Origin of the sequence: Halorussus vallis (assembly GCF_024138165.1) — an archaeon.
In the GTDB taxonomy this organism is placed as follows: Archaea; Halobacteriota; Halobacteria; order Halobacteriales; family Haladaptataceae; genus Halorussus; species Halorussus vallis.
Map to the genome: position 1 here is coordinate 2,511,218 of NZ_CP100000.1, position 20,660 is coordinate 2,531,877.

At 67.8% G+C, this 20,660-nt stretch carries 25 protein-coding genes; 8 read left to right on the forward strand and 17 right to left on the reverse strand.

Annotation, left to right across the window (positions count from 1 at the left end; genetic code table 11):
- The first annotated feature begins 90 nt into the window (after positions 1-90).
- Positions 91-1,266 (forward strand): thiolase family protein, encoded by a 1,176-nt coding sequence (locus tag NGM07_RS12705; RefSeq protein ID WP_253512058.1) that lies wholly within the window; start codon positions 91-93, stop codon positions 1,264-1,266.
- Between the two features lie 6 nt (positions 1,267-1,272).
- Here NGM07_RS12705 and NGM07_RS12710 read toward each other — a convergent pair whose 3' ends face one another.
- From NGM07_RS12710 to NGM07_RS12730, 5 genes are all read right to left on the reverse strand, one after another.
- Positions 1,273-1,590: a hypothetical protein gene (locus tag NGM07_RS12710; RefSeq protein WP_253512061.1), complete on the reverse strand. Its 318-nt coding sequence runs from the start codon at positions 1,588-1,590 to the stop codon at positions 1,273-1,275.
- Positions 1,574-1,828, reverse strand: a complete 255-nt coding sequence (locus NGM07_RS12715) for a DUF8118 domain-containing protein (RefSeq protein WP_253512064.1) — start codon at positions 1,826-1,828, stop codon at positions 1,574-1,576. Before NGM07_RS12715 ends, NGM07_RS12710 begins: the two co-directional genes overlap by 17 nt.
- 216 nt (positions 1,829-2,044) lie before the next feature.
- On the reverse strand, positions 2,045-2,770 hold the full coding sequence (locus NGM07_RS12720) for an RPA family protein (RefSeq protein ID WP_253512066.1): 726 nt from the start codon (positions 2,768-2,770) through the stop codon (positions 2,045-2,047).
- On the reverse strand, positions 2,771-3,706 hold the full coding sequence (locus NGM07_RS12725; RefSeq protein ID WP_253512069.1) for a replication factor A: 936 nt from the start codon (positions 3,704-3,706) through the stop codon (positions 2,771-2,773).
- 131 nt (positions 3,707-3,837) lie between these two features.
- Positions 3,838-4,503 (reverse strand): LysE family translocator, encoded by a 666-nt coding sequence (locus tag NGM07_RS12730; RefSeq protein ID WP_253512072.1) that lies wholly within the window; start codon positions 4,501-4,503, stop codon positions 3,838-3,840.
- A 203-nt stretch (positions 4,504-4,706) separates the two neighbouring features.
- Here NGM07_RS12730 and NGM07_RS12735 point away from each other — a divergent pair, with 203 nt between their 5' ends.
- The 5 genes from NGM07_RS12735 (at position 4,707) to NGM07_RS12755 (ending at position 8,627) form a co-directional block, all read left to right on the forward strand.
- Positions 4,707-4,985, forward strand: a complete 279-nt coding sequence (locus NGM07_RS12735; RefSeq protein WP_253512075.1) for a DUF7091 family protein — start codon at positions 4,707-4,709, stop codon at positions 4,983-4,985.
- Positions 4,986-4,999: 14 nt separating this feature from the next.
- The gene (locus tag NGM07_RS12740) at positions 5,000-6,010 is read left to right on the forward strand and encodes a mannose-1-phosphate guanylyltransferase (RefSeq protein ID WP_253520203.1); all 1,011 of its coding nucleotides are present in this window, start codon (positions 5,000-5,002) and stop codon (positions 6,008-6,010) included.
- Positions 6,011-6,073: 63 nt separating this feature from the next.
- Complete coding sequence (locus tag NGM07_RS12745) at positions 6,074-6,343, forward strand: hypothetical protein (protein WP_253512078.1); 270 nt, start codon at positions 6,074-6,076, stop codon at positions 6,341-6,343.
- A 369-nt stretch (positions 6,344-6,712) separates the two neighbouring features.
- Positions 6,713-6,988, forward strand: coding sequence for a DUF8530 family protein (locus tag NGM07_RS12750; protein WP_368410208.1), 276 nt, complete (start codon positions 6,713-6,715; stop codon positions 6,986-6,988).
- A 1-nt stretch (position 6,989) separates the two neighbouring features.
- Entirely contained in the window at positions 6,990-8,627 is a 1,638-nt protein-coding gene (locus NGM07_RS12755; protein ID WP_253512083.1) for a methyl-accepting chemotaxis protein, read from the forward strand.
- Positions 8,628-8,693: 66 nt separating this feature from the next.
- Here NGM07_RS12755 and NGM07_RS12760 read toward each other — a convergent pair whose 3' ends face one another.
- The 7 genes from NGM07_RS12760 to NGM07_RS12790 all read right to left on the reverse strand — a co-directional run bounded on the left by NGM07_RS12760 (position 8,694) and on the right by NGM07_RS12790 (position 13,961).
- Positions 8,694-9,479: an SDR family oxidoreductase gene (locus tag NGM07_RS12760; RefSeq protein WP_253512086.1), complete on the reverse strand. Its 786-nt coding sequence runs from the start codon at positions 9,477-9,479 to the stop codon at positions 8,694-8,696.
- A 62-nt stretch (positions 9,480-9,541) separates the two neighbouring features.
- Positions 9,542-10,021, reverse strand: a complete 480-nt coding sequence (locus tag NGM07_RS12765) for a Tfx family DNA-binding protein (RefSeq protein WP_253512089.1) — start codon at positions 10,019-10,021, stop codon at positions 9,542-9,544.
- Between the two features lie 210 nt (positions 10,022-10,231).
- Positions 10,232-10,705: a TRAM domain-containing protein gene (locus NGM07_RS12770; protein WP_253512092.1), complete on the reverse strand. Its 474-nt coding sequence runs from the start codon at positions 10,703-10,705 to the stop codon at positions 10,232-10,234.
- A gap of 292 nt (positions 10,706-10,997) precedes the next feature.
- Positions 10,998-11,171 carry a hypothetical protein gene (locus tag NGM07_RS12775; RefSeq protein ID WP_253512095.1) on the reverse strand — a complete coding sequence of 58 codons (174 nt, stop codon included), beginning with the start codon at positions 11,169-11,171 and terminating at the stop codon, positions 10,998-11,000.
- Between the two features lie 136 nt (positions 11,172-11,307).
- Positions 11,308-11,517 (reverse strand): DUF6684 family protein, encoded by a 210-nt coding sequence (locus NGM07_RS12780; protein ID WP_253512097.1) that lies wholly within the window; start codon positions 11,515-11,517, stop codon positions 11,308-11,310.
- 123 nt (positions 11,518-11,640) lie between these two features.
- A complete protein-coding gene (locus NGM07_RS12785) occupies positions 11,641-12,633 on the reverse strand; it encodes a radical SAM protein (protein WP_253512099.1) in 993 nt (330 codons plus the stop codon).
- A 98-nt stretch (positions 12,634-12,731) separates the two neighbouring features.
- Positions 12,732-13,961: a glycosyltransferase gene (locus NGM07_RS12790; RefSeq protein ID WP_253512102.1), complete on the reverse strand. Its 1,230-nt coding sequence runs from the start codon at positions 13,959-13,961 to the stop codon at positions 12,732-12,734.
- A 204-nt stretch (positions 13,962-14,165) separates the two neighbouring features.
- Between NGM07_RS12790 and NGM07_RS12795 the strand changes: the two genes are divergently transcribed.
- Positions 14,166-15,278 (forward strand): DUF373 family protein, encoded by a 1,113-nt coding sequence (locus NGM07_RS12795; protein WP_253512104.1) that lies wholly within the window; start codon positions 14,166-14,168, stop codon positions 15,276-15,278.
- Here NGM07_RS12795 and NGM07_RS12800 read toward each other — a convergent pair.
- Positions 15,275-15,808, reverse strand: a complete 534-nt coding sequence (locus NGM07_RS12800; RefSeq protein WP_253512106.1) for a twin-arginine translocation signal domain-containing protein — start codon at positions 15,806-15,808, stop codon at positions 15,275-15,277. The genes NGM07_RS12795 and NGM07_RS12800 overlap by 4 nt on opposite strands.
- A 114-nt stretch (positions 15,809-15,922) precedes the next feature.
- Positions 15,923-16,765: a polyprenyl synthetase family protein gene (locus tag NGM07_RS12805; RefSeq protein WP_253512109.1), complete on the reverse strand. Its 843-nt coding sequence runs from the start codon at positions 16,763-16,765 to the stop codon at positions 15,923-15,925.
- 109 nt (positions 16,766-16,874) lie between these two features.
- Between NGM07_RS12805 and NGM07_RS12810 the strand changes: the two genes are divergently transcribed.
- A complete protein-coding gene (locus NGM07_RS12810) occupies positions 16,875-17,231 on the forward strand; it encodes a hypothetical protein (protein ID WP_253512113.1) in 357 nt (118 codons plus the stop codon).
- 211 nt (positions 17,232-17,442) lie between these two features.
- Here NGM07_RS12810 and NGM07_RS12815 read toward each other — a convergent pair whose 3' ends face one another.
- From NGM07_RS12815 to NGM07_RS12825, 3 genes are all read right to left on the reverse strand, one after another.
- Positions 17,443-18,396, reverse strand: a complete 954-nt coding sequence (locus NGM07_RS12815) for an electron transfer flavoprotein subunit alpha/FixB family protein (RefSeq protein WP_253512116.1) — start codon at positions 18,394-18,396, stop codon at positions 17,443-17,445.
- Positions 18,393-19,184, reverse strand: a complete 792-nt coding sequence (locus NGM07_RS12820; RefSeq protein ID WP_253512118.1) for an electron transfer flavoprotein subunit beta/FixA family protein — start codon at positions 19,182-19,184, stop codon at positions 18,393-18,395. Before NGM07_RS12820 ends, NGM07_RS12815 begins: the two co-directional genes overlap by 4 nt.
- Positions 19,185-19,287: 103 nt before the next feature.
- On the reverse strand, positions 19,288-20,532 hold the full coding sequence (locus NGM07_RS12825; RefSeq protein ID WP_253512120.1) for a helix-turn-helix transcriptional regulator: 1,245 nt from the start codon (positions 20,530-20,532) through the stop codon (positions 19,288-19,290).
- Between the last annotated feature and the right edge of the window lie 128 nt (positions 20,533-20,660).

Here is a 20,660-nt window from a genome sequence, read left to right on the forward strand (position 1 = left end):
GCGACGGTCGTGGGGCGACGGTCGCCACGACCGTCGCCGCCCGACTCCTGCGGCCATCATTTCTATGAACCGGCTTGGCTTACCCCGGCCATGACAGATGCACTGATAGTCGACGCCGCGCGGACGCCCCACGGCTCGTTTCTCGGCGCGCTCGCCGACGTTTCCGCGGTCGAACTCGGCGCCACGGCGGTCCGGGGACTCGTCGAGCGGACGGAGGTCGACGAAGACGATGTCGACTGGCTCGCGCTCGGCAACGCCGTGCAGGCCGGCGTCGGCCAGGTTCCGGCCCGGCAGGTCGGCCTGGCGGCCGACCTGCCCGACGACCTTCCCGCGACGACCGTCAACGAGGCCTCGGGGTCCGGCCTGCGCGCCATCGCGCTCGCGGTCGACCGCATCGTGGCCGGCCGTGCCGACGTCGCCGTCGCCGGCGGCACCGAGTCGATGTCGAACGCGCCCTACCTCGCGCCCGACACCCGCCGGGGCAAGCGACTCGGCGACGCGACGCTGGTCGACGCCCTCATCAGGGACTCACTGTGGGACATGCAGTACGACGCCCACATGGGTGAACTCACCGAGGACCTGGCCGAACGCTTCGAGATATCCAGAGAAGCCCAGGACGAGTACGCGCTCGCCAGCCACGAGCGGGCGGTCGAGGCGGTCGAGGACGGCCTGTTCGAGGACGAAGTGATTCCGGTCGAAGCGGTCGACGGCGAGGCCGTCGAGCGCGACGAGGGGCCGCGGGCGGACACCAGCGTAGAGGCGCTGGCCGACCTGCCGACTCCGTTCCGCGAGGACGGGACCATCACTCCGGGCAACGCTTCGGACCTGAGCGACGGCGCGGGGTGCGCGCTGCTCGCCGACGCCGAGGTCGCCGAGTCGGAGGGGTTAGAACCGCTCGCCCGCGTCGAGGACTACGCGGTCGCCTACCGCGACCCGAAGTGGTTCGGGATGTCTGTCGGCGATGCGGTCGAGCGACTGCTCGACGACAACGACCTGTCGGTCGCGGACGTCGACGTCTTCGAGTTGAACGAGGCGTTCGCCGCCCAGATGGTGTACGTCCGCGACCGCCTCGAAATTCCGATGGAGAAGCACAATCCCCGCGGCGGGGCGGTCGCGCTCGGCCACCCCATCGGCGCGAGCGGCGGCATCCTGACGGCGACGCTTGCCCACGCGATGGCCGACGACGACGACGAACTCGGCGTCGTCGGGATGAGTATCGGTGGCGGCGGCGGCATCGCGATGTTGCTCCGCCGCGGCACCGAGTGAGTCAGTTCAGTCGGCGGTCCACGGCGCTCGTTCGCGGGTCGCTTCGTGCGGGTCGTCGGACGGTTCCTCGCGGCGGCCGTCGCCCTCGCTCTCGTTCGGGCCGTTCTCCGCGCTCTCGGACTCGTCGGCCGTCGACCGGTCGGCGGCCGCGGACCATCGGAAGATGCCGTGTTCCGGACACTCGTAGGCGTCCGCGACGAGGCTCTCGCACGCCCGCCCGCAGTCGGGGCAGGGAGCGACGGCTTCCTCGGCGTTCGGGTCGGCGTCCATCTCGCGGTAGACCTCGCGCCACCCGCCGCTGGGCGACTTACGCTCGTCGGGCATCGTCCCCCTCGTCGCTCGCCTCACTGTTCGTGGCTTTACCGCGCGCCTCGCATCTCGCGGCTTCGCCGCTCGCTTCTTCGAGGCCCGCGCGGTTTCCTTCGGAAACCTTGCGCGCCTCGCACCTGAAACATCCCTCGCGAATCCGCGGGTCGGTCGTCTCCAGGCCGCACCGCTCGCACCGCCAGTAGCAGTGGTCGTACTCGCCGGCCCTGTCGCTGCCGCGGTGGGGCCCGGTCACGGTCCCGGTACTTTCTTGTAATCGTGGCGTATCCGTAGACATTGGGCTGCTCGAACTTGGGGCACGCCCAGCGTTCGGGTGCTGGTCCCACCCGGGCGCGTTTCGAAGCGCGGATGCTGGGCTGTTTATCTGCCGATTCTCTCGCGGTTACGTCGCGTGCTCTCCTCCCATCCACCCCCGAAAGTCGTTCGTCAGTCGATTCCTCCGAAGCCGCGCCTACAGCTGGGCTTCCGGCTCGGCTTCGGATTCGGCCGCCGACGCGTCTCCGTCCCCGTCGGCGTCGGCGTCGGATTCGGCGTCGGCGTCGCCCTCCAGCTCCGTCTGGTCCTCGTCGCTGGCTGCGTCGTCGCTCGCAGCGCCTTCGCCGCCGTCGGTGCCGTCGAGGCTCTCGAGCGCCGAGATGGCGAGGTCGCGGTACTGGTCGAGCGGCAGGTCGTACTGCTCCTCGGCCATCCGGGCGTACTCGTTACCGTCGTCGTCGAACCGCGCGATGCGGTCGAGCGTGCGCTCGGCGGTTTCGACCACCCAGCGGTCGCGGGTGGCGGCGTCGACCTCCGTGATCGACTCCGGACGCACGGAGACGTTGATGTTGCCGTCGTCGGTCTCGTAGGTCCGGGGCTTGCCGGTGATGGCGACGTAGGCAGGCGGTTCGAGTTCGCGCAGCATGCTCGCGGCCTCGGGCTGGTACTGGCCGGCGTAGACGAAGAACGGGTCGCCGTTCGGGTCCACGACCCGGCCCTGCCAGTACTCGCTGTCGTCGCCGATGTCCTCGGTTTCGGTCAGCGTGCCGACGAAGAAGATGCGGTTGGCCCGCTCTCCGGTCGGCAGCAGCGCGTAGACGGGGGCGCGCTCTTCGTCTGATTCCTTGAACGTGTGCGTCGCGTCGTTGAACTCGCCCGCGAACACGCGGCGGGCGACCTCTCGCATGGGTGCTCCACTCATTTACATCGACCTCGCTTTGATGAGAACGTCCTCCGCATCGGCCGGACCGGCCATCGTCTCGACGTCGTTGGCCAGCAGGTACCGCCCCATCGTCGGGCCGGCGACCTTGTAGTAGCGGCCGAGGGTCTTCTCTCGCATCTCTTCGGCGACGACGGTCGTGTCGAGCGCGTCCATCGCCATGTCCTGTGCCTCCTGGAGGCCGATGCCGGTGAACTCCTCGGTCGCCTCCTTGTTGAAGATGACCTCCCGGACCTCCTCGCCGTCGTCGAGGACGCCCTTGATGCGGAGGTCGAACTCGCCTTCGACCTCGCCGTGCTCCGAACAGCGGCCGTTCTGGAGCACGCGCGTGCAGTCCTCGTGGGGACAGCGCTTGATGAGCCCGCTTCCGCTCTGGATGTCCACCAGCGCGCCGATAACTTCCTCGCTGTTGTCGCCGACTTCGATGTCCTGGTCGAGTTCCTCGATGGTGGTCGTGCGGTTGAGCTTCACCGAGTAGTCGCCCTGGTACTCGTCGGAGACGAGGTTACCGAACTTGTAGACCTTCCCCTCCTCGAGTTCCGCGAGGTCGGAGTCGGCCCACTTGGTGAACTTGATGGTGCCCGTCTCGTCGCCGAGCAGGCCGACCTGGCCGACGGCGTCGCTCCGGGCCTCCCAGAGGTCGACGACCTTCGCGGTGAGGCCGAGCCACATCTCGTCCTGGTCGACGTCCTCGACGTTGACCTCCTCGTTGCCGCCGCCACCGGTCCGGATCTCGTCGCGTTCGAGTCCGGCCTCGTCGAGGTAGTGGCTGACGACGCTCCGGCGGGCCTCGTCGACGGGGACGCGGTATTCGTTCACGAGGTTGTCGAGGCGCTCCTCGACCTCCTCGACGGTGATATCTAAATGGTCGGAGAACTGTTCGCGTATCTCTTGGGCGTGCTGGTGCACATCGCTCATGTCGTATCCGTCTCCGCTTCGTTTTCTGTGGGAGACACTTGACTGGTTAGCGCCGCATAGTATAAAAAGCTCTGTATCTCCGGAGTGAAAGTGAAAGTGGTCCCCTCGACGGACCTCCGGCCGGTTTTCGGCTACTGCGATTCGAGCGCCAGCGCCGCCCCGAGCGCGACCAGAACCGACCCCGAAACCCACCGCAGGCCGTCGGCCAGTCGGGGTCGCGCCCGGAAGGCGCGCCGGACTCCGCCAGAGAGCAGGCCGACCCCGCCGAGGTAGCACGCGGTCAGCGCGGCGTAGGTTCCGCCGAGCGCGAGCATCTCGCCGGTCGCGCCCGGCCCGGACCCGACGAACTGCGGGAGGAACGCCAAGAAGAACAGCGCGACCTTGGGATTGAGAACGTTGACGGTCACGCCCCGGAGGTAGCCGCGCTTGAGGTCGGAGTCGGCGGCCGTGGCGCCGGAGTCGGTGACCGTCGGGTCGAGGTCGGTGAGGCCGTCGAGGTCGCCGCCGTCCCACAGCGTCTTTGCGCCGAGGTAGAGGAGGTAGGCCGCTCCGACGTACTTGACCGCGGCGTAGGCCAGCGCCGAGGTCCGGAGCAGGGCCGCGAGGCCGACCGCGGCGGCCGTGGTGTGGACCAGGATGCCGGTGCTGACACCCAGCGCGGAGGCGAGGCCGGCGCGTTTGCCCGTGCCGACGCCCTGGGTGAGGACGAAGACGGTGTCCGGGCCGGGCATCAGGATGAGTGACATCGCCGCGCCGACGAAGACGAGGTAGGCGTGGAGGTCGATGCTCGGGAGCATTCGCGTGCTGGAGGCGTTCGAGGCCGAGCAGGTAAGTCTTGGCGGTCGAGCGATTCCGCGGGATCGCTCGACCGTGAGTCACCGCCCTGCCGTCGGCCAACCGTCGTTTTACGGTCGACTACCGTTTCACGGCCGACCGTAGACGCGGTCGGCCGCCCGCCCACGAACAGACCTATCTTCCCCGGCGCCCAACACGCCCGTAAATGGACGACCGCCTCGAACACTTCCTCCGCTCGAAGCTACGCTCGGCGGGGCGGCAGTACGCCGACGCCAAACGAGCCTACAGCGACGCCCGGCGGGCCGCGCTCGCAGACCTCCCCCAGGACGAGCAGGGTCGCGCCCGCATCGTCTGTCGCCGGCACGCCGAACGCCGGGCGGTGTCGCTCGACACGGCGGCCCGCCCCGATTGCTTCGACCCCGACCACCCCGACTGTCGCGGGTGCGCCGAGGACGTGCGCGACGGCCGAATCGAGACGTGGTAGCCCGTATGTCCGAAATCGATACGCCCATCGTCGCGCTCGTGATGGCCGGCGGCACCGGCACTCGACTCTATCCCGCGAGTCGGTCCGACCGCCCGAAGCAGTTCCTCTCGCTCGCGGACGGCGACGACGATTCCCTGTTGGCTCGGACCGTCGACCGCGTCGGCTTCGCCGACGAAGTCTACGTCTCGACGGCCGAGGAGCACGCCGAGGCGGTCCGCGAGGAGGTCCCCGAAGCGGGCGTCCTCGTCGAACCCGAGGCGAAGGACACCGGTCCGGCGCTGGCGTACGCGGCCCACCGAATACGGGAGCAGGTCGGCGACTGCGTCGTGCTCTGCGTGCCGAGCGACCACGTGATTCGCGGCGACTTCGCGGCCGCGGCGCGCGCGGCCGCGAACGTCGCAGTGGAAACGGAGGGGTTGGTCGCGTTCGGCGTCGAACCCTCGCGAGCAGCCACCGGATACGGCTACATCGAACCGGGCGAAAACCGGGGGACGGGGTACGAAATCGAGCGGTTCAGGGAGAAGCCAGATGCCGAAACCGCCCGGCGGTTCGTCGAGGAGGGCTTCTACTGGAACGCCGGACTGTTTGCGTGGACGCCCGAGGCGTTCCTCCGGGAGGCCGCCGACTCCCCGCTCGCGCCGCTGGTGGATGCGCTGGAGGCGGGCGAGGCCGAACGCGGCTTCGCCGAGGTCGAGTCGGTCAGCGTCGACTACGCCGTGATGGAGCGCACCGAGGCGGCCTACGTCGTGCCCGCCGAGTTCGAGTGGGACGACCTGGGGTCGTGGGACGCCGTCGAGCGCGTGGTCGAAACCGACGCGGACGGGAACGCCACGTTGGGGGACGCACTCGCAATCGACGCCGAGGACAGCGTCATCGTCGGCGACGAGGACGTCCACGTCAGCATCGTCGGCGTCGACGGACTGGTCGTCGCGGCCTACGACGACCGCGTTCTGGTCGTGCCGAAAGACGACGCCCAGCGGGTGCGCGAGGTCGTCGCCGCGTTGCGCGAACGGGGCCGGTTCTGAGCCGCGGCCGCCCGGAGAAGCGGCCGTTCGACCTTTGGGGACGAACGCCGTAGGGTCGATGTCATGGCCGACGTACCAGACGTCGAGGCGGTCGAGACCGAAGACGAGTTCATCCACGTCCGGTTCCGCGACCCCGACGAGTTCGATCAGATTCGGACGCCCGACTGGGCGGCCAACGCCGCCCGCGACGTCTCGGAGGGCGCGGAGGTCCGGACCGGCAAGGAGAAGGACAGCGACGAGTGGGAGGTCCAGAGCGTCCTCATCGAGAAGAGCGTCGGGGAGGACGAGGCCCGCGAGCAGGCCGAGGAGATAGTCGAAAAGATAGAGTCGTAAGCAGCGGTCCGGCCGAAAGCGGTTCGTCGGCGCGGAGTCGAAGGTTCGAGCGGTCGGAACTCGAAGCACCCCGTGACAGACGCGTCCGATTTATGTCTCCACCACCCGTTAATTACCTTCCTGAGTGCGTAAAATACTGGACGCCGGCACCACATCTTACTACTGAGAATTCCATGCATAGGTTATAAAATGAGTTCCGGTCGATTCTGGTATGACGTTAGATATATCGTCACGGAAGATCGTCTGCGGAGGACTTCTACCAACGACCGAGGTTCCTGATTACCCCTCCACAGTCGTCGATGTCGTCCGGCAGACTTCGCTGTCGACCGGAGCCCAGCGGTTCGAGCGTAACGACTCGTAATTTCACTCATGTCATCTTTCGCAACACTCGAAGTCGTCGGTCTGGTGATCAGTCTCCTCGGTCTCGTTCCGGTCGCGTTACTGTACCGCGACAAGTCGAAGTGGTTCACGTGCGGCTACGTACTCCTGGTCGTCGGGATGGTCGCGACGAACCTGGAAGTCGTCGTGCTCGGTAGCGTTCTCGACGTCGTCGAACACGGAGTCGGCGTCGGAGCAGCGGGAGTGACCTTCTTCGCTGCCGCGTACCTGCGCCGGAAGGAAGTCATCGATACGGAGGAGTCGTAAGATGGTCCCGCTCAACCCGATACTCGACTCGATCGGCGTTCTCGGCTTCGTCGGTGCGGTGGTCGTCGGTTGGTGGAACTACCGCGACAGCGAGGCGGAAGCGGCGTTCTGGATGACGTTCACGTTCGCCTCGATGTTGGGGGTGGTCTGGACTGTCAGTCTCATGCTGGAGAAGGCGGGCATCTACCAAGAGGTGTTCAACCTGGCGACCGGTCCCCTGATGACGGCGACCGTCGCCGTGTTCGCCATCGGGGGTACTGCGACGCTCTCGGTCGTCGAGGACATGAAGCAGGTCGTCGAGAACGTGGAGCAAGAGCGCCGGCAAGCCGAACAGGCCAAGCAGAAGGCGCAGGAACAGAGTACCGAAGCGGAACGGGCGAAACAGGAAGCGGAGCAGGCGCGCCAGGACGCCAAGCAACGCGAAGCGGACCTCGAATCGTTCACCGACGCGCTCGAACGGAAGGCCGGGGAGTTCGGCGGCGTCATGGAGGAGGCCGCCGCGGGCGACCTCACCCGCCGGATGGACCCCGAGAGCCCGAGCGAGGCGATGCGTTCCATCGCCGAGCGGTTCAACGCCATGATGGCCGACCTCGAACGGACCGTCGGTCGGATCAAGGAGTTCTCGGTCGAGGTGGCCCACACCAGCGAGGAAGCGAGTTCGGGGACCGGGGAGGTCGAACGCGCGAGCGTCGAGGTCGCCGAGTCCGTCGAGGACATCTCGGCGGGGTCGGTCGAACAGTCCGACCACCTCGACGAGGTCACCAACGAGATGAGCACGCTCTCGGCGACCATCGAGGAGGTCGCGGCGTCGGCCGACCAGGTCGCCGCCCTCTCCGAACAGGCTGCCGAGAAGGGCGTGGCCGGCCGCGAACTCTCCGACGAAGCCATCGACGAGATGGACCGCATCGAGGAGACGACCGGCGAGACGGTCGGCACGGTCGAGCGACTCGACGACGAGATGGCCGAGATCGGCGACATCGTCGACATGATCGACAACATCGCCGAGCAGACCAACGTGCTGGCGCTCAACGCCTCCATCGAGGCCGCCCGCGCGGGCGAGGCCGGCGAGGGCTTCGCGGTGGTCGCCAACGAGGTCAAGGACCTCGCGGAGGACACCCGCGACGCCACTCGCGAAATCGGCGACCTCATCGACCAGGTGCAGGACTCGACGTCGGCGACGGTCGCCGACATGCGCGAGATGCGCGAGCGCGTCGACGCGGGCATGGAGACCATCGACGAGGGCCTCGGGACGCTCGACGAGGTCGTCGAGGACGTCGAGGAGGCCAACGCGGGAATCCAGGAGATACACGAGGCGACCGACGAACAGGCGACCTCGACCGAGGAGGTCGTCGCGATGGCCAGCGAGGTCGCGACCATCAGCGAGGAAACCGCCGCGGAGGCCGAGACGGTTTCGGCCGCGGCCGAAGAGCAGACCGCCTCGCTCGGGCAGGTCGTCACCGAGGTCGATACCCTCTCGGCGAAGTCCAGCGAACTGGACGCACTTCTCGACGAGTTCGAGGTGTCGACCGACGATTCGGACGCCTCGCCCGGCGGCGAGGACGACTCCGCGGCGCCCGGCCGGACCGAGCGGTCGGTGGCTACCGACGGTAGCGGCTTCGAGTGGGAACGGGAGAACTGACCGACCGCAGGGTCCGTCGATCCGACCGCCGAAGCCGAGTTCTCTCTTCTTCGAGGCTCGTCCCGCTCAGCTTCGGAGTCGGCCGCCGTCGACGGGCATCGCCACGCCGTTGACGAAACTCGCGCGGTCGCTCGACAGGAACGCGACGGCGTCGCCGAACTCCTCGGGGTCGCCGACGCGGTCCAGCGGGATGTCCGCGGACCACGCCGCCAGGCCCTCGTCGTAGGTGTCGAACTCGCCGCGCTCGACCGACGCCTCGACGAGTTCCTGGATTCGGGGCGTCTCGTGGGCCCCGGGGAGGACGGCGTTGACCCGCACCTCCGGGGCGAACTCGCGGGCCTGGGTCTTCATCAGGCCGATGACCCCGCGCCGAACCGCGTTCGAGAGCACCAAGTCGTCGATTGCCTCCCGGACGCTCGTCGAGGTGACGTTGACGATGGTCCCGGCGTCGCTCTCGACGAGGTGCGGGTGGGCGGCCTTGGTCAGCCAGACCACGCTCATCACCAGCAGGTCGTAGGCCTCGTACCAGTCGCGCTCGGTCGTGTCGAGGAACGACCCGCTCGGCGGACCGCCCGCGGAGGTCACGAGGTGGTCGAGGCCGCCGAACTCGTCGACGGTGGCGTCGACCAGCGCCTCGACCTCGTCGGGGTCGGTGATGTCGCACTCGACGGCCAGCACGTCGCCGTCGCCGACCGCGTCTATCTCCTCCTCGGCGTCCGCGAGTTTCTCCGCGCCGCGGGCGCAGATGGTCACGTTCGCGCCCTCGGCGGCGAGCGCCTTCGCCGACGCCCGGCCGAGACCGCTCGAACTCGCCGTCACCAGTGCCGCGTTGCCGTCGATTCCCAGGTCCATGGTGGTCCGGTTCGCGGGCGGTGCTAAAAGTTCTCGTGGAACCGGGCGCGATTGCTCGAAAACTACTCCTGACGCTCGTCGCCGCGCGACCGCCGGACCGTCACTTCCCCCTCGGTCGTCACCCCGATGAGGAGGTCCTCCTGGACCTCGCGGCCCTCCACCGCGTCGCCGGCCTCGTCGCTGACGCGCTTCATCAGTTCCGGGGCGGCGTGGTTGACCTTCACGCTGGCCTCGTCGCAGGCGTCGTAGACGCGGGAGGGGACGTCGTAGAGGTCGGTGCCGCCCTCGACCACGATTCGGACCGGCGCGCGGAGCGCCTCGGCGAACGCGACCGTCTCGCGGGCCTTCCGGACGTTCTCGCGGGCGCTGGCCTCGATACTGGAGACGTTCGCGCGCGAGGTGCCGAGGCGCTCGGCGATGGTCGCCTGGGCGGTTCCGCGCTCGCGCAGGGCCAACACCACCGCCTGCCGGTGGGTCAGCACGCTCGTCTCCGCGTCGAACCCCGCGCGGTCGAGCAGTTCCTCGGGGTCGGAGTCGCTCACGGGTTCCCCTCCACTGGGCGGACGGGACCCGGGTTCGACCGGGCGAAGAGACACTCCATACGTGCGTCTACGCACTCGGTACGAAAAAACCCGCGGCGATTCGACGCGGCCGCGTCGAATCGCCGCGACTGCGTCGGACTGCCGTGACCGTCTCGACCGCCGCACAGCGTCGGGACTGTCCACCTCGACGACGCTGAGTCCGCCCGGCGGTCAGCCTCCCCAGAAGTTGTCCCGGCTGCCGAGCCTGGGACGCGAGGGGCCGCCGTCGTCCTTGTCGTCCTTGTCGTTCTTGTCGTCCTCGCTCCGGGTCGCGTCCGATTCGCCGTCCTCGTCGGTTTCCGCCTCCTCGTCCATCGGAAGGCGCTCGATTTCGTCGGCGCGAGCGTGGTTGGACTTCACCTTCGTGATCTTGACCTTCGCGCGAGCCTCCGGCAGGACGCCGTCGACCATGACGATGAAGCCGTCCTCGGTCCGGCCGACGCCCGCGCCGCTCTCGTGGATGTCGTCGACCTCGACGACGACCTCCTCGCCGGGCTGGACGGGCGCGGTCTTGAGGTCGCGAATCGGCTGGTTGTAGTGGTCGCACCACTCGGCGCCCCCGCGGTCGCCGTAGTGTTGGCATCCCATTCCCTCGATGCGTTCCTGAAAACTCGGGCATTCGTCTGCGAGCGGACAGTCCGGCATGAGCGACGATACTTTCTCACCGGTCTAAACACTTCCGACAACCTTTTGCTGCGCTCAGCGAGGGTGCGAGCCGATGGCCCGCACCCTCGCTTCGCTGGCAAAACGTTGATGAAAAGCACGTCGTCACCGCCTCTGCGGCGGCCGAAGGCCGCCGCTTCGACGGTTCCTCGGCTCGCTCGCTCACTGCGTTCGCTCGCGGTAGAACTGCTTGGACTCCACCGCGACCTCCTCGGCGGCCGTAACCGCCTCACTACCGTTTCGCCTTCACACCGCCGTCCGCTCGCCGTCGGTGCTACTCGCCGACGACGAGGAACGTCTCCTCGCCCTTGCACTCGAAGTAGACCGGTTCGTCTTCGAACCACTCTTCGACGTACTCTTCGACGCGTGCGGTTTCGACCTCGGACACTTCCAGCGCGGTCTCGTTCGGGTTCGCGGCGTCTTCCTCGCGGGCGAGTTCGGCTATCATATCCTATACGTATCGGGGTACGAATATGAATGTCAGCCATGCGCAGTGAAAGTGAAAGTGACGGACAGAGACGCCTTCGGGTCGAATAGCGGGTGGTGCCGTCGCCGACCGGGAGCCGTTTTAGAACGGTCGACTTTCAGATGTATTGGGCCGCGATGTACGTCAACAGCGCTAGTCCGACGAACGGGATGACGTGCAGGCCCAGCGCGACGGCCTTGATGAAGATGTTGTCCGGCCACGGCGAGACGACGGCCGTCAACACGATGAAAAACAGCAGGATGCCCATCGGGACGAGGTTGACCGTGATGTCCAGGAGCGTCTCGCGGTTGAAGACGGAGCTGTCCATGTCGTGTATCTCTCACGGCGAGAACTCCCATAACGCCTGCGGCCGGTTTCGACCGCGTCGAGCGTCGAAACGTGGGGGTGGCGTGGTCGCTACGGGAATCGCGGGGAATTCGAGAAAGTCCGCCTACGCCAGCGGCGTCCGCTCGACGACCTGGCCGTCGTAGGTCGGGTACTGCTCGACGATTTCGCCCGTCTCCACGTCGCCCTCCTCGACCATCTCTTCGAGGAGCCACCACGCGAGTTCGATGTGCTCGGACTTGACGGTGTAGAACTCCTCGGGCACGCCGAGTTCGCGGAGGCGGCGCTCGGGTTCCCAGGTCTTGCCGTAGACGAGCGTCCCGTCGTCGGTCACGTCGTCGAACTCCCGGCGGATGTTACGGGCCATCCGCTTCATGCGGTTGCGGTGTTGGGCGGAGTCCTTGAACACCGATGTGCAGAAGTAGACCCGCTCGTGGTCGCCCATCGCGTCCAGAATCTCCTTGGACCCTTCCACCGCGCTCATGTGGCCGTCCTGGAGTTCGTAGCCCTTCTCCTGCATCCGGCGGAAGTTCCCCTGGCTCATCTCGAACTCGTTGACGTTGCAGAACTCCGCGGCGCCCTCGTCCAAGAATTCGAGGAACTCCTCCTCGGCCCGGATGCCCGGAATCTCGAACGCGGGAGTCAGCCCCTCCTCGCGGGCGATGTAGAGGATGTCCTCCCACTCGGTGCCGTGCATCTCGCCCCAGAGGTCGAGCGGCGGGTGGAACCGGATTTCGTCGAGGCCCGCTTCGGAGAGTCGGCGCATGTTCTCGCGGCCGCCCGTGATGCCGGTGTAGAGGTGCGTGTGGTGGTCTTCGCCGAACTCGTCCTTGAGCAGCGAGAGGTACCGGCAGGTCTTGTTCATCGCCTCCTGGGGTTCGCCGCCCGTGATGGAGGTGCCGAGCGCGTCCATGCGCTTGGCCTCGGTGATGACGTCCTCGTCGGACTCGACCTTCCGCTCGTTGGCGTAGACGTCGGTGACGTTCTTGCGATTCTCGCCGAGGGGACAGTAGAAGCAGTCGCGCTGGTCGCAGTAGCCGTAGACGAACAGCACCATCTTCCCCCCTTCGGCGCACTGTTCGCAGCCCTTAGAGATCATTCGTTAACTCCGGATAGCGCGCCGAGGCCCAAAAAGCGTGCGAAACGAGGGTGGACGGCCGGCGTGGCCGAATCGTCGCCGAATCGTCCCCGAACGCACTACGGTCGTGCCCATCCCCGCGTCACGAACCGCTGGGCGAGCACCGCCGCTGCCAAGACCGTACTCAGGGTCGACGCCGCCGCTCGCTCGGCCCGTTCGACGAGTCGAGTCCGGACGTCCCGCACCGACAGGCCGACGCCGAGCAGCGTCCGGACCGCGAACGACAGTCCCTTCCCGCCGTCGAACAGGGCCGCGGACCGGCGGGTCATCGGCCGACCGCCGTCGGCGACCGGAACCGGCGCGGCGTCGTCGGCCGACGACGCCGCGCCGACCGCCGACGCAGCGAGGTCGTCGATCACCGTCTCGGCCACGGCGTCGGCCCCGTTCTCCGACGGGGTCGCCGCGGGCGGCGACTTGACGGCGTCCAGCACGTCGAGGAGGTCGTCGACCACGGCGAACCCCTCGACGTCGGCGCGGGCCAACTGCTCGGCGACCGCCTCCTGCTCGTCGGTTTCGGGCCAGACGACACAGGGCGTGCCGGCGACGGCGGCGTCCATCACGGTGGAGTAGCCCGAGCAGACCACCACGTCGGCGTCCCTGATGTAGGGGAGCAGCGACGCCACCGGCTCCCAGCCGTCGCCGCCGACGTCGAGCACGTCGTGACCTCGGCGTTCGAGTTCGACCGCGAGGCGGTCGAACTCCGAGTAGTGGCTCGGCACGAGGACGACGTCGGCGGCCTCGCGAACGCGTTCGTCGCCCTCCAGCGACACCGGCGGAATCCGGGTCGCGCAGTCGGGGTCGATGGCCGCGGGTGGCCAGACCGCCGGGTAGAAGAACTTCCGGGTCACCGCCGACTGGAACGCGGTGTGGAACCGCGCGCCGCTCCGCTCGACGGGGTCGCGGTACAGCCCCGGGACGTCGTGTTTCAGGACGTACAGCGGCACGTCGGTCCGGGACGCGGCCATCGCGGCAAACATGTCGTCGGTGACCAGCGCGTCGGGGTCGGTTTCGGCGAGCCAGTCGACGTAGTCGGACACCCGGCGGGCGCTCGCGGGGACGCTGCGGGTGAGGACCTGGCCGAGCGACCCGCCCTGGTAGGTGTCGATGTAGTCGACGGTCGTCGGCTCGAACTCGTCGTAGCCGTGGAGCGAGACGAACTCGGTGCCGGCGCCGCCGCCGGCCAGCAGCACCTCGGCGCCCCGGTCGCGGAGGGCGTTCGCGATGGCCAGCATGCGCGTGGCGTGGCCGGCGCCTTCCGGATAGTGGGCGACGGCGATCGTTGGAGACATGGAGGGGACCTGTTGAATCGAACTCCAAATTGTCGGCACATTAACTTTCCGTTCGCCTATCGCTGGATCCGGTCGGTGCGAACGGTTCCGCGCCGGGGCCGAAGTTGCCCCGCCGCGCCGGCCCTAACGACGGGGCGAAACCGGATTCCGACCTCCGGCAAGCGTCCCGAAAAGAGTTAAACCCCCGACCCGTAGCCCCGACCGATGCTGCTGGTCCTGTGCGTGGACCTCGACGACGACCTCGGTCGGAAGACCGACTTCGACACGCCGGTCGTCGGCCGGGAGAACGTCGAGTCCGCGGCGGTGTCGCTGGCCACCGCCGACCCCGAGGACAGCGACGTCAACGTCATGTTCGAGGGCGTCCACCTCGCCGACCGCATCGACGACGAGACCGTCGAGGTCGCGGTCGTGACCGGGGTCGAGGGCGGCGACATCGCCGCCAACCGGGCGGTCGGCGACGAGGTCGACGAGGTGCTCGCGAGCCTCTCGACCAGCGAGGAGGTCCGGGCGGTCATCGTCACCGACGGCGCTCAGGACGAGAGCGTCATCCCGGTCATCCGCTCGCGGGTGCCCGTCGACGGCGTCCGCCGGGTCGTCGTCCGCCAGGCGCAGGACCTAGAATCGATGTACTACACGATGAAGCAGGTGTTGGACGACCCAGAAACCCGCGGAACCATCCTCGTCCCGCTGGGCATCCTCCTGCTCATCTACCCGCTGGCGGTCATCTCCGACTGGATGGGGATGCCCGGCGCGGCCGTCTTCGGAGTCACCTCGGGACTCCTGGGTCTGTACGTCCTCGGCAGGGGCCTGGGCGTCGAACGCCTCCTCGACCGGGCGGCCGAGAAGGTCAGAAACGGCCTGTACGCCGGCCGAGTCACGCTCATCACCTACGTCGTCGCGGCCGCGCTGCTGGTCATCGGCGGCGTCAGCGGCGTCGAGATGCTGGAGTCGGTCAAGGACGCCGCGCCCGGCCCGCTCGGACCGCTCCGGGTGCTCGCCGCCCTCATCTACGGCGCGGTGACGTGGTTCACCGCCGCGGGCATCACCACCAGCCTCGGCCAGATCACCGACGAGTACCTGGCCGGCCGCTTCCGGTGGCGCTACCTCAACGCGCCGTTCTACGTCCTCGCCATCGCGGTCGTCCTCCACGCCATCAGCGCGTACTTCCTCCACCGAGTGCCGCTCACCCTCCCTCGGCTGACCTACCTCGCGGTGATGCTGACCGCCGGGACCCTGCTCGGACTCATGAGCACGCTCGCGTTCGCCATCGCGGAGTCCCGCCAGTCCCGGCGGGCCGAGCAGGAGCAGGTGAGCTAGCCGCCTCCGTCGGTGGTCTGCTCGTTCCCCGTCTCGGTCGTACGCGTTTCCGTCGTTCGTGTCTCCGTCGCTGTTGTGGTCCGTCCAGCGGTAGTCGTCTCCGCCCTGGAAACCGGCCCGAACGTCACCTCCCACACTGGCGTGCTCGGCTGGTTCACCGGCCGGATGCTCTGGCTAAACTCGTAGACGCCGCCCTTCCGGACCTCGGCGGCGTTCGCCGGGAAGAACAGCGCGCGCTCGTCGGTGTTCAGGTACTTGATGACCCGCGAGTTGTGCTCGCCGAACGTCCGGGCGCCCTCCGGAACGACGGGCGTGTAGTTCAACACGTCGGAGGTCACCTCGAACCGCGCGCCCGGGTGGAAACTCCCGGGGAAGACCAGCGCCTCGAACCGCTTGGTGTCGACCTGGTCGTCGTCCCCGTCCTGGGCCAGCGCGACGTTCGCTCCCGCCCCGAGTGCGAGTCCGCCCGCGAGCGTTCCCTTCAGGAACGTCCGCCGGGAGGACTCTCCGGGGCTCGTGTTCTTTGTCATCGGTTCTCACCCCGTCGGACGGGCGGTGCGAACGTCCATAAACGACCGAAACCGTTCTCCGAGTATCGAGGCTGCACACTCCCGTAACTCACCGTTAAGAGGAGAAACGCGCCGCTAGTGCGTCCGGTTCACGACGAACGCCGCGAGGTCCCGCAGGTACCCGGTCGCGGTCAGGTCCGGCGTCGACGCCCGGTCGAGCGCGGCGAGCGCCTCGTCGGACTTCTCGTGGGCGAGGGCGTCGGCCTCCTCGGTGGTGAGGTCGGTCACCTGGACGAGCGACGGGCGGCCGACTTCCGCGTCGTGGCCCGTCGGTTTCCCGAGGTCGGCGGCGTCGGCGGTTTCGTCCAGCACGTCGTCGCGTATCTGGAACGCGACGCCGACCTTCTCGGCGTACTCGCCGAACGCCTCGACCGTCTCGGGCGAGGCGTCGGCCGCGATGGCCCCCAGTTCCGCGGCGGCGCGGAACAGCGCGCCCGTCTTCCGGCGGGCGAGTTCCATGTACTCGGTTTCGTCGGTCGGTTCGGCGACCAACTCGGTCGCCTCGCCCTCGCCGAGTTCGACCATCGCGTCGGCCACCACCTCCATCGCCCGCGGGTCCCGCGAGAACAGTTCGAACGCCTCGCCGAGCAGTCCGTCGCTGGCGATGATGGCCGGCCCGTAGCCGAACGCCGCCCACGCGCTCGCGCTCCCGCGTCGAGTGTCCGACCGGTCGATGATGTCGTCGACGACCAGCGAGGCGTCGTGGACGAGTTCGACGCCGACGGCGAAGTCGACGGCGTCCTCGGCGGTGCCGCCCGCGGCCTCGCACGCCAGCACCGTGACGGTCGGCCGGACGCGCTTGCCCCCCGACAGCGCGACGTGGCGGACCTCCTCGGCGAGTTCCGTCGGTTCGACGCGGTCGAGGACGACTTCGAGACGTTCCTCGACCAGCGCGCGCCGAGACTCGGGATACTCCATTGGACGGGATTGAGGGCCGCCTTACAAAGTAGGTGACGATACCACGACAGCCGCCGGAATTATGTGGCTGATGGTAACGTTTAACAGCGGTCCGTTCGTCGACAGTGTCATGTCGATGGCAGTCGGTCCGACGGTGTTCCTCGCGCCGTTCGTCCTGGTCGTCACGGGGTACCTCTCGTTCGGGGCTATCCTGTGGATCGCGGGGACCGTCGGCGACGTGCCGAGCGTTCGGCGGTTCGCCCGGTCGCTCGCAGTGGGAACCGCCGGGACGGCGACGGCGTTCGTCGCCGCGAACGCCGTTTGGGCGCTCGCGGCGGCCACCGGAGCCGAACGAATCGCCGGCGTCGTCGTGCTGGCGCTCGCTCTGACCGTTCCCGTGTTGCTCCTCGCACCGCTGTTGTACGGATTGGTCCGGTTCGCGCGGCCCGGCCGAGGGCACTCACTCCTGACGACGGCGAGCACGTAGAAGCATTCCGCGAGCGAAATCCACACAACCGACCGGCAGGGCGCGAAGCGCCCGCACCAGTTTGCCGAAGATGCGCTGAAGCCGAGTCGCGTCGCGACTCGGCTTCAGCGCGTGTCCTTTTTTGGTCCAGATTTTTTCTTCGTCGGGTGGCTCATTCGCCTTTGGCGAATGAGCCACCCGACGAAGAAAAAAGGTGGGAACGAAAGGTGTGCTATTCGAACTCCTCGATGAGTTCGGGCACGACCTCGAAGAGGTCGCCGACGATGCCGTAGTCCGCGATGTCGAAGATGGGCGCGTTCGGGTCGGTGTTGACCGCGACGATGGTGTCGGAGCCCTTCATGCCGGCGACGTGCTGGACCGCGCCCGAGATGCCGATGGCGAGGTACACCTTGGGGGTGACGACCTTGCCGGACTGGCCGACCTGACGGTTCTTCGGGAGCCAACCGTTGTCGACGATGGGTCGCGAGGAGGCGAGCGTCGCGTCCAGCGCCTCGACGAGGTCCTCGATGAGCGGGAGGTTCTCCTCCTCCTCGATGCCGCGGCCGATGGAGACGATGAAGTCGGCCTCGCTGATGTCGACGTCGCCGCTGCCGACCTCCTCGAAGCCGGTGACCGTCGAGCCGACGTCCGTGTCGATGTCGGCGTCGAACTCCGCGATTTCGGCGTCGCCGACGCCCTCGGCGGCGGGCCACTCGGCACCGCGGATGGTGACCGCCTGCTGGTCGCCGCCGACCTCGACGGTGGTTTCGACCTTCGAGCCGTACATCTCGCGGGTGACCGTCAGCCCGCCGTCGTAGTCGACGCCGACGGCGTCGGTCGCCAGCGGGATGTCGAGGCGGTTCGCCACGGCGGGCGCGTAGTCGAGGCCGTTGACGCTGTTGGGCATCAACACGACCTCGGGGTCGAGTTCGGCGTGGAGCGCCTCGACGGCCTGGACGTAGATGTCGTGGTTGAACTCCTCGCCCTCCGAGACGGTGTGGACGTAGTCGACGCCCTCGCGGTTGAGGTCCTCGCCGAACCGTTCAGTGTCGCCGCCGATGACCGCGAGGTGGAGGTCGCCGCCGGTGTCGTTCGCGAGGTGGTGTCCGGCGGTGATGAGTTCGTAGCTCACATCCCGGATCTCGCCCCGGCGGTGTTCTGCGACCGCCAGCACGTCGGAGCTCATTCCGCCACCCCCTTCTCGCGGAGGACCTCGGCGAGCCGCCCGGCCGTCTCGCTGGCGTCACCTTCGAACAGTTCCACGTCGCTCTCGCTCTCGGGTTCGTACATCGAAGTCAGGGTCAGGTCGCTCTCGACCGCGTCGGCGTCGAGGCCGACGTCGGCGAGGGTCTTGGGCGCTATCTCCTTGCTCTGGGCCTGTCGGATGCCCCGAAGGCTGGCGTACCGGGGCTCGTTGATACCGGTCTGGATGGTGAGGACGGCCGGCATCTGGATGTCGGTGAGCTCCTCGACGCCGCCCTCCAGTTCGCGGTGGACGTGCGCGACGCCCTCGTCGTGGTCGTAGTCGAGCGCGTTGACGACCGCGCCCCACTCGAAGCCGATCTGGTCGGCCAGCGAGACGCCGGTCGCGCCGAAGTTGTCGTCGCCCGACTGGACGCCGGTCAGCACGAGGTCGGGGTCCTCCTCCTCGACGACCGCCGCCAGCAGGTTCGTCTTCGTCTCGACGTCGAGCAGTTCGGCCTCGGCCAGCGCGTCGTCCCACACTCGAATCGCGCGGTCGGCACCCTTCGCCAGCGCCATCCGGATGGTTTCCTCGGCGCGCTCCGGGCCGATAGTGACGGTTACGACCTCCTCGGCCGGGCCGTCCTCCTTCAACTGGACCGCCTCCTCGACGGCGTAGTCGTCCCACTCGTTCAGGTCGTACTCGAGGTAGCGCTCGCCTACCTCGGTCCCCTCGATTTCGAAGTCGTCTGCGACTTCGGCGACCTCCTTCACAGTCACCAGGACCTTCATAGTACACGAGTCTCTGGCGCGGGGGTAAACGTTTTCGAAACCCGTAACAGCGGGCCGCCGGTTTTCGTTCGGCCGACGCCGCCGACTCGTACAGTCGACTCGCTCAGTCGACGTCGGTCACGTCCTCGTCGGGGAGCGTGATGAGGTTCTCGCGGCCGATGCGGAGTTTGTCGACCTTGTCGGCGTCGTCCATCGCCGACAGGAGCTGGGAGACCTTGGCGTTCGACCAGTTGGTCTCCTTGACGATGTTGGCCTGCTTCATCCGACCGTCGTTCCGTTCGAGCAGGTGGAGGACGCGCTCCTCGTCGCTCAGCAGGTCCACGTCTGTGACGTCGTCTTCGTCCTCGTCACTTCCGTCGCTGTCGCGCCCATGGTCGCGGTCCGTCTCCTCGACCGCACCCGCACCGCCGGCCGTCGCGGCCGACTCCTCGGGTGGCGACGGTGACGGTTCGGCGGCGACGTCGGACGACGCGAGCGAGTCGACGTCGCGCCGCTGGGTCCAGAAGTAGGCCGCGAAGCCCCCGGTGCCGACGAGAAACAGCACGAGGACGATGCCCGAGATGCCGGAGAGGCCGGGGACGATGCCCTTCGGTCCCTGCTGGTTGGAGTCGATGGGCCGATACGTCACTGCGAGGTCGCGGGAGTCGAGCGTCCGCGGACCCTCGTAGGAGATTCGGGATCCGTTGTGGGCGACGTTCGACCGGTAGATGTAGTACCCCTTCGGGGCTTCGAGCACCAGTCGCTGGTCGTCGTCGAGTTCGGGGAGCCACGTTCCCGATTCGGTCACGAACACGTCCCCGAGCGCGACTTGGCCGTCCGACACGTTCGTGAAGTTCGTCCACGTGAACGCCAGCGTCAACACGCCGATTCGGCCGTTCTCGCGTGTCGTGGCCGAGTAGTTCGCGTGGCGGATTCGCATCGTCCGATTCTCGTCCTGACTCGCTCGCTCCGCGACTCGGACGAAGGTTTCGCGCGAGAATCCGGCGTCGGCCCGTCCCTTCCGGTACTTCTGAGCGAGGCGCTCGAACGCGGCCGTCTCGTTCGCGTCTTCGAGGCGGAACTGCGTGGAGACGTGCCAGTGGGCGTTTCCGTTCTCGCGGAGCGCGATTCGTATCGTCGTTACGTCGTCGACCGAGACGTTCGTCGCGTTTCCGGTTCCGTTCTGGACCGTTCCGTTCGTCATCGTCACCGTATCGACGCTTGACGGGTTCGCCGCCGTCGCGAGCGCCGACGGTGGCCCGGCGGCGTGCGGCCGGTCGGCTACCGGCCGGCCGACGGCGGTACCGACGCCGGCGACGACGGCGGCCGAGACGAGGAGGACTACGAGGAGGGCGGCGGACGACCGCATACAATCGCGTGAACGCGCCGACAAGAAAATACTTTCCATCCGTAGTAAAACGTGAGCGCGGCTTTTGAAGAATCTCGGCCGCTCTCCTGGCTTCGTCCGCGGCTTCGACGTTTCGCGTTATTTTAATG

Excerpts from the sequence above, each read along its gene's own strand:
- NGM07_RS12705 (WP_253512058.1), top strand. The coding sequence starts at position 91 with ATGACAGATGCACTGATAGTCGACGCCGCGCGGACGCCCCACGGCTCG.
- NGM07_RS12710 (WP_253512061.1), bottom strand. The coding sequence starts at position 1,590 with ATGCCCGACGAGCGTAAGTCGCCCAGCGGCGGGTGGCGCGAGGTCTAC.
- NGM07_RS12720 (WP_253512066.1), bottom strand. The coding sequence starts at position 2,770 with ATGAGTGGAGCACCCATGCGAGAGGTCGCCCGCCGCGTGTTCGCGGGC.
- NGM07_RS12725 (WP_253512069.1), bottom strand. The coding sequence starts at position 3,706 with ATGAGCGATGTGCACCAGCACGCCCAAGAGATACGCGAACAGTTCTCC.
- NGM07_RS12730 (WP_253512072.1), bottom strand. The coding sequence starts at position 4,503 with ATGCTCCCGAGCATCGACCTCCACGCCTACCTCGTCTTCGTCGGCGCG.
- NGM07_RS12735 (WP_253512075.1), top strand. The coding sequence starts at position 4,707 with ATGGACGACCGCCTCGAACACTTCCTCCGCTCGAAGCTACGCTCGGCG.
- NGM07_RS12745 (WP_253512078.1), top strand. The coding sequence starts at position 6,074 with ATGGCCGACGTACCAGACGTCGAGGCGGTCGAGACCGAAGACGAGTTC.
- NGM07_RS12750 (WP_368410208.1), top strand. The coding sequence starts at position 6,713 with ATGTCATCTTTCGCAACACTCGAAGTCGTCGGTCTGGTGATCAGTCTC.
- NGM07_RS12755 (WP_253512083.1), top strand. The coding sequence starts at position 6,990 with ATGGTCCCGCTCAACCCGATACTCGACTCGATCGGCGTTCTCGGCTTC.
- NGM07_RS12760 (WP_253512086.1), bottom strand. The coding sequence starts at position 9,479 with ATGGACCTGGGAATCGACGGCAACGCGGCACTGGTGACGGCGAGTTCG.
- NGM07_RS12770 (WP_253512092.1), bottom strand. The coding sequence starts at position 10,705 with ATGCCGGACTGTCCGCTCGCAGACGAATGCCCGAGTTTTCAGGAACGC.
- NGM07_RS12775 (WP_253512095.1), bottom strand. The coding sequence starts at position 11,171 with ATGATAGCCGAACTCGCCCGCGAGGAAGACGCCGCGAACCCGAACGAG.
- NGM07_RS12780 (WP_253512097.1), bottom strand. The coding sequence starts at position 11,517 with ATGGACAGCTCCGTCTTCAACCGCGAGACGCTCCTGGACATCACGGTC.
- NGM07_RS12785 (WP_253512099.1), bottom strand. The coding sequence starts at position 12,633 with ATGATCTCTAAGGGCTGCGAACAGTGCGCCGAAGGGGGGAAGATGGTG.
- NGM07_RS12790 (WP_253512102.1), bottom strand. The coding sequence starts at position 13,961 with ATGTCTCCAACGATCGCCGTCGCCCACTATCCGGAAGGCGCCGGCCAC.
- NGM07_RS12795 (WP_253512104.1), top strand. The coding sequence starts at position 14,166 with ATGCTGCTGGTCCTGTGCGTGGACCTCGACGACGACCTCGGTCGGAAG.
- NGM07_RS12800 (WP_253512106.1), bottom strand. The coding sequence starts at position 15,808 with ATGACAAAGAACACGAGCCCCGGAGAGTCCTCCCGGCGGACGTTCCTG.
- NGM07_RS12805 (WP_253512109.1), bottom strand. The coding sequence starts at position 16,765 with ATGGAGTATCCCGAGTCTCGGCGCGCGCTGGTCGAGGAACGTCTCGAA.
- NGM07_RS12810 (WP_253512113.1), top strand. The coding sequence starts at position 16,875 with ATGTCGATGGCAGTCGGTCCGACGGTGTTCCTCGCGCCGTTCGTCCTG.
- NGM07_RS12815 (WP_253512116.1), bottom strand. The coding sequence starts at position 18,396 with ATGAGCTCCGACGTGCTGGCGGTCGCAGAACACCGCCGGGGCGAGATC.
- NGM07_RS12820 (WP_253512118.1), bottom strand. The coding sequence starts at position 19,184 with ATGAAGGTCCTGGTGACTGTGAAGGAGGTCGCCGAAGTCGCAGACGAC.
- NGM07_RS12825 (WP_253512120.1), bottom strand. The coding sequence starts at position 20,532 with ATGCGGTCGTCCGCCGCCCTCCTCGTAGTCCTCCTCGTCTCGGCCGCC.